This is a genomic window from Hartmannibacter diazotrophicus (genome assembly GCF_900231165.1).
GTDB classification, from domain to species: domain Bacteria; phylum Pseudomonadota; class Alphaproteobacteria; order Rhizobiales; family Pleomorphomonadaceae; genus Hartmannibacter; species Hartmannibacter diazotrophicus.
In genome coordinates this window covers 4,906,582-4,921,805 of the sequence record NZ_LT960614.1, presented here as the reverse complement: position 1 = coordinate 4,921,805, position 15,224 = coordinate 4,906,582, and the positions used below count along the sequence as shown (strand labels likewise).

The 15,224-nt window shown below is 62.3% G+C and carries 11 protein-coding genes; 9 read left to right on the top strand and 2 right to left on the bottom strand.

Annotation, left to right across the window (positions count from 1 at the left end):
- Positions 1-54 precede the first annotated feature (54 nt).
- From cyoB to HDIA_RS22720, 7 genes are all read left to right on the top strand, one after another.
- Positions 55-2,058, top strand: a complete 2,004-nt coding sequence (cyoB, locus tag HDIA_RS22750; protein ID WP_099558231.1) for a cytochrome o ubiquinol oxidase subunit I — start codon at positions 55-57, stop codon at positions 2,056-2,058.
- A gap of 14 nt (positions 2,059-2,072) precedes the next feature.
- Positions 2,073-2,690: a cytochrome o ubiquinol oxidase subunit III gene (cyoC, locus tag HDIA_RS22745; protein WP_162292709.1), complete on the top strand. Its 618-nt coding sequence runs from the start codon at positions 2,073-2,075 to the stop codon at positions 2,688-2,690.
- Positions 2,690-3,088: a cytochrome o ubiquinol oxidase subunit IV gene (gene cyoD / locus HDIA_RS22740; protein ID WP_099558230.1), complete on the top strand. Its 399-nt coding sequence runs from the start codon at positions 2,690-2,692 to the stop codon at positions 3,086-3,088. Before cyoC ends, cyoD begins: the two co-directional genes overlap by 1 nt.
- A gap of 98 nt (positions 3,089-3,186) precedes the next feature.
- Positions 3,187-3,939: an SURF1 family protein gene (locus tag HDIA_RS22735; RefSeq protein ID WP_099559108.1), complete on the top strand. Its 753-nt coding sequence runs from the start codon at positions 3,187-3,189 to the stop codon at positions 3,937-3,939.
- 113 nt (positions 3,940-4,052) lie between these two features.
- Positions 4,053-5,420, top strand: a complete 1,368-nt coding sequence (locus tag HDIA_RS22730) for an ATP-binding protein (RefSeq protein ID WP_099558229.1) — start codon at positions 4,053-4,055, stop codon at positions 5,418-5,420.
- Positions 5,413-5,946 (top strand): response regulator transcription factor, encoded by a 534-nt coding sequence (locus HDIA_RS22725; RefSeq protein WP_099558228.1) that lies wholly within the window; start codon positions 5,413-5,415, stop codon positions 5,944-5,946. Before HDIA_RS22730 ends, HDIA_RS22725 begins: the two co-directional genes overlap by 8 nt.
- 98 nt (positions 5,947-6,044) lie before the next feature.
- Positions 6,045-7,232, top strand: a complete 1,188-nt coding sequence (locus HDIA_RS22720; protein ID WP_099558227.1) for an acyl-CoA dehydrogenase — start codon at positions 6,045-6,047, stop codon at positions 7,230-7,232.
- A gap of 20 nt (positions 7,233-7,252) precedes the next feature.
- On the opposite strand, the gene HDIA_RS22715 is transcribed toward HDIA_RS22720, so the two are convergent.
- Both HDIA_RS22715 and HDIA_RS22710 read right to left on the bottom strand, forming a co-directional pair.
- Complete coding sequence (locus HDIA_RS22715) at positions 7,253-7,708, bottom strand: MarR family winged helix-turn-helix transcriptional regulator (protein ID WP_099558226.1); 456 nt, start codon at positions 7,706-7,708, stop codon at positions 7,253-7,255.
- Positions 7,699-8,283, bottom strand: coding sequence for an amino acid synthesis family protein (locus tag HDIA_RS22710; RefSeq protein ID WP_099558225.1), 585 nt, complete (start codon positions 8,281-8,283; stop codon positions 7,699-7,701). Before HDIA_RS22710 ends, HDIA_RS22715 begins: the two co-directional genes overlap by 10 nt.
- Positions 8,284-9,757: 1,474 nt before the next feature.
- Here HDIA_RS22710 and HDIA_RS22705 point away from each other — a divergent pair.
- Both HDIA_RS22705 and HDIA_RS22700 read left to right on the top strand, forming a co-directional pair.
- On the top strand, positions 9,758-12,301 hold the full coding sequence (locus HDIA_RS22705; protein ID WP_099558224.1) for a polysaccharide biosynthesis tyrosine autokinase: 2,544 nt from the start codon (positions 9,758-9,760) through the stop codon (positions 12,299-12,301).
- A gap of 1,145 nt (positions 12,302-13,446) precedes the next feature.
- A complete protein-coding gene (locus HDIA_RS22700; protein WP_099558223.1) occupies positions 13,447-14,115 on the top strand; it encodes a sugar transferase in 669 nt (222 codons plus the stop codon).
- Positions 14,116-15,224 lie beyond the last annotated feature (1,109 nt).

Sequence of the window (15,224 nt, the reverse complement as noted above, 5' to 3'; positions counted from 1 at the left end):
CGACGCCAGCGAGCAGGGCGGCGCCCGACCCGAGCGAACCCAAAGAGTGACGCGATGACTGCGACATCCGAACCCTGGAGCCCGATCTTCGGACGGCTCACCCTCGACTCCATCCCCTACCACGAGCCGATCCTGGTCGTGACCTTCATCGTCGTCGCCCTCGGCGGCTTGGCGGTGCTCGGCGCCATGACCTATTTCCGCCTCTGGGGGCCGTTCTGGACCAACTGGGTGACCAGCGTCGATCACAAGAAGATCGGCGTCATGTATATGGTGCTCGGTCTCATCATGTTCGTGCGCGGCTTTTCCGACGCAATCATGATGCGCCTGCAGCAGGCGATCGCCTTCGGCGGTTCGGCCGGCTACCTGCCGCCGCATCACTACGATCAGGTCTTCACCGCCCATGGCGTGATCATGATCTTCTTCGCCGCGATGCCCTTCGTCACCGGCCTGATGAACTTCGTGGTGCCGCTGCAGATCGGCGCGCGCGACGTCTCCTTCCCCTTCCTCAACAACTTCAGCTTCTGGATGACGGCGGCCGGCGCCGTGCTGGTCATGATCTCGCTCTTCGTCGGCGAGTTCGCCCGCACCGGCTGGCTGGCCTATCCGCCGCTTTCGGAACTGCAATACAGCCCCGACGTCGGCGTCGACTATTACATCTGGGCGCTGCAGATCGCCGGCATCGGCACGCTGCTTTCGGGCGTCAACCTGGTCGCCACCATCGTCAAGATGCGCGCGCCGGGCATGAAGCTGATGCAGATGCCGGTGTTCACCTGGACGGCGCTGTGCACCAACATTCTCATCGTCGCCGCCTTCCCGGTGCTGACGGCCGTCCTCGCGATGCTCTCGCTCGACCGCTATATCGGCACCAACTTCTTCACCAACGATGCCGGCGGCAATCCGATGATGTATGTGAACCTCATCTGGATCTGGGGCCATCCGGAGGTCTACATCCTCGTGCTGCCTGTCTTCGGCGTCTTCTCCGAAGTCGTCGCGACCTTCTCCGGCAAGCGCCTCTTCGGCTATGCCTCGATGGTCTACGCGACCGTGGTGATCACGATCCTGTCCTATCTCGTCTGGCTGCACCACTTCTTCACGATGGGGTCGGGCGCCAGCGTCAATTCCTTCTTCGGCATCACGACGATGATCATCTCGATCCCGACGGGCGCGAAGATGTTCAACTGGCTCTTCACCATGTACAAGGGCCGCATCCGCTTCGAACTGCCGATGATGTGGTCGATCGCCTTCATGCTGACCTTCGTCATCGGCGGCATGACCGGCGTCATGCTGGCGGTGCCGCCGGCCGACTTCGTGCTGCACAACTCGCTGTTCCTGATCGCGCATTTCCACAACGTGATCATCGGCGGCGTCGTCTTCGGCACCTTCGCCGGCATTTCCTACTGGTTCCCGAAGGCCTTCGGCTTCAAGCTCGATCCCCACTGGGGCAAGCTCTCCTTCTGGTTCTGGGTGGTTGGCTTCTACTTCGCCTTCATGCCGCTCTATGTGTTGGGCCTGATGGGCGTCACCCGCCGCATGAACCACTTCGACGATGCCTCGCTGCAGATCTGGTTCGTGCTCGCCGCCTTCGGCGCCCTGCTGATCGCAATCGGCATTGCCTGCTTCTTCGTGCAGATCTACGTCTCGATCCGCGACCGCGAGCGTCTCAAGGACGTGACGGGCGATCCGTGGGACGCGCGCACGCTGGAATGGTCCACGTCGTCGCCGCCGCCGGCCTACAACTACGCCTTCACGCCGGTGGTCCACGACCATGACGCCTGGTACGACATGAAGACCCGTGGCTATGTCCGCCCGACCGAGGGGTTCATCCCGATCCACATGCCCAAGAACACGGGCACGGGCGCCATTCTCGCCGGTCTCGCCGTCGTCTTCGGCTTCGCCATGATCTGGCATATCTGGTGGCTCGCAGCCCTCGGCTTCGCCGGAATCCTGGTCGTCGCCATCGGCCACACCTTCAACTACGCACGCGACTATTACATCGACGCCCGGTCCGTCTCCGAGACGGAAGCAGACCGCAGCCGGCTGCTGGCGTCGCAGGCATGAGGACCGAGATGTCGATGCAATCCCAGGCCGTCGAGGCTCCGTCCCGCGACGTCTTCTACCGCACCGAGGAGATCCACGCGCCCTCCAGCACCATGCTGGGCTTCTGGATCTACCTGATGAGCGACTGTCTCATCTTCGCCTGCCTTTTCGCCGCTTACGGCGTGCTGGGCCACGCCACGGCCGGCGGGCCGGGGCCGAAGGAACTCTTCGACCTCTCGCTCGTCGCGCTCAACACGTCGATGCTGCTGTTTTCCTCCATCACCTATGGCTTCGCCATGCTGGAGATGGAGAAGGGCCGGCAGGAGATGACGCTGGTGTGGCTGGCGATCACCGCCTGTTTCGGCCTTGCCTTCGTCGGGCTGGAACTGAAGGAGTTCGGCGAGCTGATCACCGAGGGCTACGGCCCCTGGCACAGCGCGTTCCTGTCCTCCTTCTTCGCGCTCGTCGGCACCCACGGCCTGCATGTCTCCGTCGGCCTTCTGTGGCTTGGCGTGCTGATGGTGCAGGTGGTCAACAAGGGCCTCATCCCGGAGAACAAGCGGCGGCTGATGTGCCTTTCGCTGTTCTGGCACTTCCTCGACGTCATCTGGATTGGCGTCTTCTCCTTCGTCTACCTGATGGCGGTGCTCTGATGTCTTCTCATGCTGAAACGGCCGATCACGGCGGCCACCATCACGATGCCCATGGCGAGGGCGGCGCCGATCACGGCAGCTTCTCCGGCTATGTCACCGGCTTCGTCCTGTCGGCGATCCTGACGGCAATCCCCTTCTGGCTGGTCATGGGCCATGTCATCGACAACCCGACGGCGACCGCCTTCCTGGTGCTCGGCTTCGGCATCATCCAGATCGTCGTGCACATGGTGTTCTTCCTGCATATGAACACCCGCTCCGAGGGCGGCTGGACCATGCTGGCGCTGATCTTCACCTGCATCCTGGTGCTGATCACGCTCTCCGGGTCCTTCTGGGTCATGTATCACCTCAACACCAACATGATGCCGGGCATGATGCCCTTGCAGGACGGCATCGGCTGATGAGGCAGACGTCGGCGCGGCAGGCTCGCGCCGACACCGAATTTCTCGCGACCGCGAACGATGACCTTCGGGGGAGGGCAGGAACAGGAAAGACGGCGATGACAAATCCCATGCCGGCCGGAAAGGCCCGCTCCAGGCGCATTCTTTTCGTCGCGGGGACCGCTGTTCTTGTTCTCGTTCTCCTTGCGCTCGGCACATGGCAGGTCGAGCGCCGCGCGTGGAAACTCGATCTCATCGCCCGCGTGGAATCGCGCATTCATGCCGATCCGGTCGAAGCGCCCGGCACCGCGGCATGGCCCTCCATCGATGCGGCCACATCCGAATACCGTCACGTCACCCTCTCGGGGACCTACCTTTCCGGCAAGGACACGCTGGTGAAGGCCGTGACCGACTTCGGCTCCGGGCGCTGGGTGCTGACCCCGCTGAAGCGTAACGACGGTACGGTCGTCCTGATCAATCGCGGTTTCGTTGCCGATGATCAGCTGAGCGGCAAGGGCTGGACGGCGGCCGAAGACGGTGGACCCGTCACTGTCACGGGTCTTCTCAGGATCAGTGAACCGGGCGGCGGCTTTCTGCGCGACAACGACCCGGGGGCCGACCGCTGGTATTCGCGCGATGTCGCCGCGATCGCCTCGGCGAAGGGGCTCGATGCGCTGGGCGCCGTCGCCCCCTACTTCGTCGACCAGGACGCCGCAGCCGGCGCGATCGCCGACGGCAGCAGCAGGCCGATCGCCGGTCTGACGCGGGTGACCTTCGCCAACAACCATCTCACCTACGCGATCACCTGGTACGGCCTTGCCTTGATGGTGGCGGCCGGAACAGTATATGGCTTGGGCAAGGAGCGCGACTGACGAACGTCGCGGCAAGGCACCTGATCGCGCCGCGCAGTCCCATCGCCAGACAAGGTCCGATGCACCCAGACAATCCCGGCCCCGCAGGACGTTCATCCGATTTCGATCTGCCTATGGCCGCGGCCGGTGCCGAAGTTTCGTCGGACAGCCGGGTGCTGGTCTCCTCGGACCGGCAAAACCTGCTCTTCCTGATCCAGTTGCGCTGGCTCGCCGTTGTCGGACAGGTGATGACGATCCTGGCGGTTCACTTCGGCTTCGGCATCGCGCTGCCATTGATGCCGATGGCCGGCGTCATCCTGTTCATCGTCGCCTGCAATCTGGCGGCTCTCCTGCGCTATCGCAGCCAGGAGGTGGTAACCAAGCCCAAGCTCTTCGTCGAACTGCTGCTCGATGTCACCGCGTTGACCATGCTGCTCTATCTCAGCGGCGGGGCGACCAACCCCTTCGTCTCGCTCTACCTGCTGCAGGTCATTCTCGGGACCATCCTCTTCGACGTGCGCTGGTGCTGGGTGCTCGTCCTCCTGACCTCGGGCTGCTATCTGGTTCTCACCGAACTGCACCGCCCTCTGTTGTTGCCGGAGGTGCAGGGCGACATGATCAACCTGCACCAGCACGGGCGCTTCCTCTCCTTCCTGCTCATCGCTGTGCTTCTGGTCGTCTTCATTTCCCGCATCAACGCCAATCTGCGCGCCCGCGACGCGCGGCTTTCCAAGCTGCACGAGCAGGCGATCCAGGAAGACCACATCATCCGCATGGGGCTTCTCGCCTCGGGCGCGGCCCATGAACTGGGAACGCCGCTTGCCACCCTCTCGGTCATCCTCAACGACTGGCAGCGCATGCCGCAGCTTGGCAACGACGACCTGCTGGCCGAGGAGATCGACGAGATGCAGGCGCAGGTCGCCCGCTGCAAGGCGATCGTCTCCGGCATCCTCCTGTCGGCCGGCGAGGCGCGCGGCGAGGGAACCGTGCGCTCCAGCGTCAATGCGTTTCTGGACAATGTCGTCGTCGAATGGCATGCGGGGCGGTCGCAAGTCTATCTCGACTATGCCAATCTCTTCGGCGACGACGTGCCGATCGTCGCGGACACGGCCCTCAAGCAGGTCGTGTTCAACATACTGGACAATGCCGCCGACGTGTCGCCGCAGTGGGTCGGCGTCGTGATATCGAGACGCGGCAACCAGCTGGTGATTTCCGTGCGTGATCGCGGGCCCGGCTTTGCGGAGGACATTCTCGATGACGTCGGCAAACCCTACCGGTCGACCAAGGGGCGGCCGGGCGGCGGGCTCGGGCTCTTTCTCGTGACCAACGTCGCGCGCAAGCTCGGAGGCTCGTTCACGGCACGCAATCTGCCCGAAGGCGGAGCGCTGGTGGAGATCGCCCTGCCGCTCGCGGCCTTCGCGCCAGGGGACGGGGATCCGGACGACGCGGAACCTGGCGACGGCAATCCGCAAGCGCAGGATCCGGGAGACAGGGATGACTGAGGAGCGAACCCTTCTGATCGTCGAGGACGACGTGGCCTTTGCCCGCACGCTGCAGCGCTCCTTCGAGCGGCGCAACTATCATGTCCGGGTGAGCCATACGCTCGATGAGGCGGTTGCGGCCCTGAAGCAGGAAACGCCCGGCTTCGCGGTCGTGGACCTGAAGCTTGCCGGCGATTCCGGCCTCAAATGCGTGAAGCTGCTGCATCAGCAGGACGAGGACATGCGCATCGTGGTGCTGACCGGCTTTGCCTCCATCGCCACGGCGGTCGAGGCGATCAAGCTTGGCGCCTGCCATTATCTCGCCAAGCCCGCCAACACCGACGACATCGAGGCGGCCTTCGCGCGGGCGGACGGCGACGAGGCGGTCAAGCTGACGGAGCGGCCGACGTCCTTGAAGAATCTCGAATGGGAGCGGATCCACGAGACGCTGGTCGAGACCGGTTTCAACATTTCGGAGACCGCCCGCCGGCTCGGCATGCACCGGCGCACCCTTGCCCGCAAGCTGGAAAAGCGGCGGGTCACCTGACGGGACCGGAGACGGCCGGCAGCCTCCGTCGTTGGGCCGGCTTTTCTCCCCGCGTGGGATGGTCTAAAGGCAGGTCGTCAAGACACGAGGTCATAACAATGAGCGACAAGGCCGCCTTTGCCTGGGACGATCCCTTTCTCCTGAACGATCAGCTTGCCGAAGACGAGCGGATGATCCGCGACGCGGCGGCCGACTTCGCCAGAGAGGAGCTGCTGCCACGGGTGGAGAAGGCCTATCTCGACGAGGTGACTGATCCGGGCCTCTTTCCGCTGATGGGCAAGGCCGGGCTTCTCGGCGTGACGCTGCCGGAGACTTATGGCGCGGCCGGCGCCAACTATGTCGCCTACGGCCTCGTCGCGCGCGAGGTGGAGCGGGTCGACAGCGGCTATCGCTCGATGATGAGCGTGCAGTCCTCGCTGGTGATCTATCCGATCCATGCCTATGGCTCGGAGGAGCAGAAGGCGAAATTCCTGCCCGGCCTCGTCTCGGGCGAGCTCATCGGCTGCTTCGGCCTGACCGAGTCGGACGCGGGCTCCGATCCGGCGGGCATGACGACGCGCGTCGAAAAGATCTCCGGCGGCTACCGTCTGCGCGGCTCAAAAATGTGGATCTCCAATGCGCCGATCGCCGACGTCTTCGTCGTCTGGGCGAAGTCCGCCGCGCATGACAACGAGATTCGCGGCTTCGTGCTGGAAAAGGGCATGAAGGGTCTTTCGGCGCCGAAGATCGGCGGCAAGCTCTCGCTGCGCGCCTCGATCACCGGCGAGATCGTCATGGATGGCGTGGAAGTCGGCGAGGACGCGCTGCTGCCGGGCGTTTCCGGCCTCAAGGGCCCCTTCGGCTGCCTCAACCGTGCCCGCTACGGCATTTCATGGGGCGTGATGGGGGCGGCGGAAGACTGCTGGCACCGCGCCCGGCAATACGGCCTCGACCGCAAGCAGTTCGGCAAACCGCTGGCCCAGACGCAGCTCTTCCAGAAGAAGCTCGCCGACATGCAGACGGAGATCGCGCTCGGCCTTCAGGCTTCGCTGCGGGTTGGCCGGCTGATGGACGAGCACCGGATGACGCCGGAGATGGTCTCGATCGTCAAGCGCAACAACTGCGGCAAGGCGCTCGATATCGCCCGCATGGCGCGCGACATGCACGGCGGCAACGGCATCCAGATCGAATATCACGTCATGCGTCACGCCCAGAACCTGGAGACGGTGAACACCTACGAGGGCACGCACGACATCCATGCGCTCGTGCTCGGCCGCGCGCAGACCGGGTTGCAGGCGTTCTTCTGAGTGCGAACGCAGAGCTAATTCTAGCGCAGTTTCGCCAGCAGCCGGATGAACTCGGCCCGGTCCGCTTCGTCGAGGGGGGCCACGGTTTCCTCGCTGATCGCGAAGGCATCGGCGATGTGGCTTTGGACCAGCGCCCTGCCGCCCTCGCTCAGCGTCAGCAGGCGGCGGCGGGCGTCCTCGGGATCCGTTTCGGTCGTCACGAAACCGCGGGCGATCAGCCGGTCTATGACCCCCTTGATCGTTGCCACGTCCATGGCGGTCAGCCGGCCGAGCCGGTTCTGCGACGTCGGCCCGACCTCGGCGAGTTTCGACAGCGCGGCCCACTGCGTCGGCGTCACGTCGCAGCCGATGCGGTTCGCGAAGATCGTCGCATGCCGCTGGCTGACCTGCCGCAGCACGAAGCCGACCTGCTCGTCGAGGACATAGGGGCGCTGCTGCGCCGTTGCGCCCGAGGGCCTGTCCGGTTTCACCGCAATCCGTCCTCGCCCTTGATCTCGTCTACCGTCAACCCGCCGACCCGAGGCAGCGGGCGTCCGCCGGTCGTGACCGCGATCGCCACCATGATCTCGTTGGCCCGAGGCGCATCGTTGACGCAGACCTGCATGCCATCGAAATGCGAGCGGACATAGGCCGCGTCCTTGTGGCCAAGCGGAATGTCGAGCTCCGCCCCCATGCCGCCGCGCTTCTTGGACGAGGGGATCAGCGCCGCGCCCTTGCCGAGCGTCTTGCGCACCGGGGCGCCCATCTTGGGATGCAGGAGGGCGGCGGCATGCTCCATCTCGCCGTTTTCGCCGACCAGCGCGGCCTTGCCATAGCCTTGGGCCTCATCGCTGACGATCCCGAGCGCTGCCACGGCCCGCTCGGACAGGAGCCTGCCGAGTTCCGCGCCCATCTCGATCAACGGCGACAGATCCTCGACATAGACCCCCGCAAAGGGGTTCTCGATGACGGCGATCGCCGCCGCCCGGCGCACCGGCGGGACGACATCCCGGCCCATTTCGGTGAGGATCTCGTCGACCACGGTCACGAGTTTGCGGATCTTCATGCTCATCGGCGCCGTCCTCTTTCCCGACGTGGCTCGCTCCCAGGGCGACAGGGCGTCCGGGCGCAGGCGAAGGCATCGCCGCGGTCTTCCTGGACGCGAGTAATGTCATTGGCTTAGGCCGGAACTTCAAGGTCAAACTCGATTGACTGTTGTTCCCCGTCCGCCTGCTCGAATCTTTATGAATCCTTCATATGGTTAGCAAATGATTTACCGAATCGATGCAGTTTTAGAAGGTTTTTAAGTATGGCAGATATTCTTTCGAAAGCAGTTTTCGTCTGAGCGTTAAGCATTCCTCAATCGCGGTCGTCATTATTTGGCCTGAAAGATTGTATCGAAGTTCCGGTCACCGGCAGTCTTTTCTGCCTGATCGTCGTCGATCGGGCTGCGTACTGGAGAGTGAGTAACATGACGCCGTTGCGAGCGACGAGAGACGTTCCTGTCGAGGCCGTCGATGACGTTTTCGAGCAGGCTCTGGACAAGCGGCGTTTGCGCGCAAGGCGGATGAGAATAATCCGTCTGCTAGGTATCGGATTCTGCTTTGTTTTCTGGGGCGCCGTGGCCGTCTATTTCCTTATCTGATCATTTTCCGGAAATGCCTTCCGTCGCAGCCCGCACGTGAGGCTGTGCCCGACTGAACTCCCATATCGTTGCCGGACGCTGGTGTGGTCGTCTTTCCCGTTCCCGGTTCCAGGGCAGCGGCGCCGCTTCGAGCTATCCGGACCCGCATCCCGCAACAGTCTTCGATGGTGCGGTGCAGCGTTAACGGAACGGGCGTCGTCGTTAGCCAAGAACCCAAAGTCTGGAAGGCCGCCGTAGCCCTTCGCCGGCTCCATCCGTATAATGGTTGGAAACGGGCCTCTTCGGGATGCCATGCGATCGAGCCACGGTCCGAATTCGGGCCGTTTCGCGCGGAACTCGTCTGCCGGAGCGATCTCTGTCGATTCACCCGCCGCGGCCTTGGCGCGATCAAGGCGGCAAATTTGGGTTGAGCGATCGATTTTGTCGACCGGTGGTTGAATTTCTCATGCCGCATGTGCAAAATGTCGGGGCGCCATGTGATGAATTCAGTTTTGTGGCCTGCATTTCGAAGCTATTATGATTTTTTGAGGGCACGTTGAAGATTCGAGCGTCGCGGATAGTGGCGGATCCGTGGGCACTCGGGGAATTACCGACGTTCCGATCGTTTGTACTGGCGCCAAAATGCGCCGGATTTTTTGTAGATTTCAGTTGCCAGCGTGTTGAGGAGCGGCAAAGAGGCAATGCCGTTCAAATACTTGGTGGGTAAGTGGTTCAATTTGCCGTGAGCGACATGTTACCGATTGCCTCTCGATTTCCATCACTTGAAAGTGTGGTATTCTGCGCTCCGCGGAGCGCGGGCTCGCGGTTTTAACCTTGAGTCATCATATTTTGTAGTAATGCGCTCTTGTACTGGGGCGTCTCGGTCAAGTTCAGCGAACCGCGCGGAAGATAGGAAGAATTGATGCTTCGACAGTTGAACAAGTCTCCCCTGAGTGGCAAGAGCTTCCGGCTGATCGACAACACCGTTCGTACCGATGAACTATTTGATCGCATCTGGGCTGCGGTCCGCCGGCAAATCCTGGCGTTGATACTCATCGTCGTATTTTTCGTCGGGATGGGCGGCCTCTATCTCTATTTTGCCGAGCCTTCCTATACCTCCGAGAGCTATCTCCTGATCGACACGCGCCGCGTCGCCGGCATGGAAGACAACACGGCCGGCGCGACGGACGTCGTCGATGATTCGATGGTCGACAGCCAGGTCGAGGTCATTCTTTCCGAGAACAGCATCCTGAAGGTGATCGACAAGCTGGATCTGATCAATGATCCGGCCTTCAGTCGCGACCGCCCGGGCTTCTTTGCGCGTGCCTACAACCAGCTTCTGGGCAATGTGTTCGGGTCTTCCGGCGCATCGGACGACGGCAGCGCGTCCTCGGCGTCCGCCGGCGATGCCGCACCTTCAGACAATGCCGGAGCCGCGTCTCCCGCGGCAGGCCAGCCGGCGCCGACCGACGGGGCCGGCGCCATGCCCTCGAAGATCGCGGCCGCCGGCGCTACCCCCGGATCGTCGCCGACGGCCGAGGGCGTGCCGGGCGAGGCTGCACCGGGCACCCCCGCCATGGCACCGGCCGGAGACAATGCGCAGACCGCTGGCGCGCAGCCGGCGGCAGGCGCCGACGCCACCGCCGATCCCGATTTCCTGCGCAAGCGCCTGGTGCTCGAGCAGCTGCTCGGCAATATCAAGGTGCAGCGTATCGGCCGGACCTATGTCCTGACGATCTCGTTCACGGCCGTCGATCCGGTCGTCGCGGCCAATGTCGCCAATGCCGTCGCCGACCAGTATCTGACCGACCAGCTGGAGTCGAAATACGAGGCGACGCAGCGTGCCGGCGACTGGCTGCAGGACCGTATCAAGGAGCTGCGCGAACGCTCCATCGCCGCCGACAACACGGTGCAGAAATACCGGGCCGACCACGGTCTCATCTCCGCCAATGGCGTGCTGGTGAACGAACAGCAGCTGGGCGAGATCAACACCGAACTGGTCAAGTCCCGCGCCGTCACCGCACAGTCGGAGGCAAGGTATCGCCGGATCAAGGACATCATCGACACGAAGGCGATGGATGCGGCCGTGACGGAGTCCATCGACAGCCCGGTGATCGTCGACCTGCGGACGAAATTCCTCGATACCGCCCGCCGCCGCCAGGACATTGCCCGGCGCATCGGCGAGGATTCGGAAGCCACCAAGGCGATGGACCGGCAGATGGACGACTATCGCCGGCTGATCTTCGAGGAACTCGGCCGGATCGCCGAGAGCTACCGCAGCGACCTCAATATCGCCAAGGCCAACGAGCAGTCGCTGGAAAAGAACCTGCAGGACATGGTCAACCTCAACGCGGCGACCAACGAAACGCAGGTCCAGCTGCGCGAGCTGGAGCGCGAGTCGGAGACCTACCGCAATATCTACACCACCTTCCTGCAGCGGTATCAGGAGACCATCCAGCAGCAGTCCTTCCCGATCACGGAAGCGCGGATCATCACGCGCGCGGTTCCCTCCCAGAAGCCGAGCGCACCCAATCCGAACCTTGTTCTTGCCGCGGCGATGATGTTGGGCCTGTTCGTCGGCGGGGTCGTGACCAGCTACAGGGAATATGCCGACCGGGTGTTCCGTACCGGCAGCCAGATCCGCGCGGAGCTCGGGACCGAGTTCTTCGGCATGCTGTGGAAGGTCAAGCGTCGCCGCCTGCTGATCAATCGCATGAAGGATACCGACGGACGGCGTCTGTTGCGGCCGGCCAGCTCGGTCTACGAACAGGCGGCCGAGAATCCTCTGGCGGCAAGCACCGAAACGCTGCGCAGCATCAAGATCGCCGCCGATCTCGCCTTCCACAGCCATGTGGCCAAGACGATCGGCGTCGTTTCGGCACTGCCGGGCGAGGGCAAGACGGTCGTTTCGAAGAATTTCGCATCGCTGGTCGCCACGACCGGGGCGAAGACGCTGCTGATCGACTGCGACATGCGCAATCCGGGCCTGACCCGCGCCGTGGCCGGCCATGCCGAGGAGGGCCTCGTCGAGGCCATCGCCGAAGGGCGCCCGGTGCAGGAGCTGATCTACGAGGAAGACAAGACCGGGCTGCATGTGCTGCCCTGCGTTGCCCGCAAGCGCCTGTTCCATACGAGCGAGCTGCTCTCTTCCAAGGCGATGACCGACATCCTGAACTGGGCGAGGGACAACTACGACTACGTCATCCTCGACTTGTCGCCGCTCGGTCCCGTGGTGGACGTGCGTGTGATCGAGCCGGAGATCGACGGGTTCGTCTTCGTCGTTGCCTGGGGCGAGACGCCAAGGCGCATTGTCCGCAGCATCATCAACGGCGAGAAGGACATCGCCGCCAAATGCCTCGGCGTGCTCCTTAACAAGGTCGATCCGAAGCGCGGTCAGGCCTACCAGTCCATCGAGGACAAGGAGCGCTACATGCGGCGCTATACCAACTACTACGTCGATCAATGATCCGGGCATCCGGCTGCGAACGCGTGCGCAGCCGGAAGACCCCGTCCGTGTGAGCGGACCGATCGACAACAGTTGCATCCACAGGATTGTCCACAAGGGCCGGCCGCCGCGATTGCTGCCGGCCTTTTGCGTCTGTCTGCATCCGGCGCTTGCCGTCCGTCTGGCGGCAGGACGCCGTTTGCGGCCAATATCCCGTCCAGCGAGGCTTTTATCGCCTGAACCTGCCGTGTCACTGCCCCTGGCGGACGTGAGCCGTCTGCGGCCATGAATCGTGCCGGAAAGGGATGTCCAGCCGACGACAAGGATGCCCGAGGCCTCTGACGGCATCTCGGCCTGCCAACAGCGAATCACCTGGCCGAAGACAGGCTGCCGGCACGAGCCGGACAGCGCCTTGGCGCCCGTCGCTAGGCCCCTGCCGTGTGCCTTGCTGGATACACCCGGAAGCAAATAGTAAATATTACGGAACGGTTGTTAACCGGACAAAGGACTTTCGCCGATCTGCGGGCGATTGCGAGGGCTATCGGTTGGGAGTTGATGCGATTGCCACTTGCATCGTGCATTTAAGGCATTCATAATCTCTGGTAACCATTGATAAATCATTTTTGTTGAGACTCTTTTAAGAAGGGGCGTTTGCTGGTATTTCGAAATGGACAAGCGAGTTCTGCCGGTCTTGGGCGCGAAAGATGCGAGCGTTCTGGATCGGAGCATGCTGGTGATGCTTGGTTCGTTTCATCCTCCGTCAGCGTTCCCGGCCGGGGCCAAGTGCTGGGAATGATGGCTTCCGGAATACGGGCAGCATTCAGGGGATTCGCTTCCTTGTTGTGCAGTGCGGTATTCCGCGGTAAGTGGTAACGTTGGTTAATAAAATGTTATTACTTCTCAGGGGTTATTGGGGGTAGAAATGACTCAGGTTCCAGGACTTTGATCAGTGGACGGGCGCGGCGGCTTTTCCACGTGATTTTTCAACATGTGTCGTCTCTTTAGGCGGGTAGGAGACAGCTGGGCCGAAGTTTACTTCGGGCAGTAGTGCGCGTGTTCACGCCGAATTTAAGAGGCAAATTAGTATTGGCATCGTGCGCAACCGGTGATGTCCGGTTTGTGGGCTCGATAGAGTATTTATTCGTATTGCGGACTTGGGGGTGACTATGTCCTTCGTACAGTCAATTGCAAAATCAGAGCAGGGGCAGGTGTTGCGCGGCCCGGTGGGCGGCGTGACGAAAAGGGTTGCGGATGTCTGTCTGACGATCCCTCTGATCATCTTCTTTTCTCCTTTGTGTCTTCTAATTGCGGCGATCATTTGGCTTTCCGATCCGGGTCCGATTTTCTTCGGGCATGAACGGATCGGCCTTGGCGGCCGCAAGTTCCGCTGCCTGAAGTTCCGCTCCATGGTGACCAATTCCAGGGAAGTCCTCGACCGTCTTCTGGACGAGGATCCGGCGGCGCGCGCCGAGTGGGACCAGACGCAGAAGCTGCGCAACGATCCGCGGATTACCGTGATCGGTCGAATCCTGCGCGAGACCAGCCTTGATGAACTGCCCCAGCTCATCAACGTGCTGCGCGGCGACATGAGCCTCGTCGGGCCTCGGCCCGTGGTGAAGGACGAACTGGCCCGCTACGGCGCCAACCTTTGCTTCTACGAGATGGTTCGTCCGGGCATCACCGGCCTGTGGCAGGTCAGCGGCCGTAGCAACTGCAGCTACGAGCAGCGCGTTCAGTATGATGTCGACTATGTCTGCGACTGGTCGCTTCTCCAGGACATCAAGATCCTGTTCCGGACGGCCAAGGTCGTGCTCTGCCGCGAAGGCAGCTACTGAACCGGCATTTGAATGGCGGGTGTGCCGCCATTCAGCCGCCTCCACTCGAACATCTGCTTCGTGCTGATCCGATCTCGAGCGAAGCCGCAGCAGGCCCGGCAGGGCCTCCGATGGGTCGTGACGGGACAGAGCGCAGTTCCTGACCATCTTCTCGTTGGCACTGTCCGGCATATTGCAGGCCGGGCTAAGCGCCGGGAAGAACCGCCCGTCTCGAGGCCTCCGCGACCATCCCCCAAAGCTGCCGCGTGACCGCCATTCGGGCCAGCCTCAAAATCGGTCTTCCGGCGTTTGCCGGGTCTTTGCACCAGCGCGAACTGCAAGACAAGAAAACCCGCCCCGACAGACTCGGTGGCGGGTTTTCTGCATTTTGCCGGCACCCGGGATCCCGACACCGATCTTCTTCGGCCTAATCTCCGTGGGTTCGGACGCGTCGACTCGGTTGCGACAGGCCGCAGGTCCATATGCAAGAAGATCTCGCCGGACGGCTGCGCGGCAAGAGGAAGAGGGCCATCTGCCCCATGACGGTCCGGGGTGCCTGGCCGGCGCGCTCATCACCCATCGCTCCGCCGAGAACATGTGCCGCAAGATGAGGTGGGCTTCCTTGAGAGCAACAGCCTCTTCGAGCCGCTGCCTTGAGCCGACGGCTGCCGCGACGATGACGCTCCATCTGCAGCCTCGAACACCCGCAAAATCCATCAGAACGGGCTTTTTTATGAAAATGCAATTTTTGCGAATGATAGGCGTATTCTGAAGTATTTGTTAGGAAAATTATCTCAAGCCCTTTGCTCTCCGTCCGTTCTCATGTGATCTTCAAACTATAGTGGCGCGTCGCGCGCCATGCCTGCGTATTCATCGTTTGCTCCATCGTCGCGACCACGCTGGATCAGCCTTGAGGAGTCCCCGAAGATCCCATGTTTGCGATGTTTCCACAGGAGCTCAACCGAAGCATGGCGAAATTGCGGCGACTTCACCCGGCTCACGTTGAATTTCCTTGTACTTGAATCGAATTTCGGAAATATTATGGTTAACGAACTGTCAAAAAATGAGGCTTGCCTGAACCAAGGCGATGCCCGGACGTTAGCCGGATACCTCGGGGGGCTAGAGGTGGC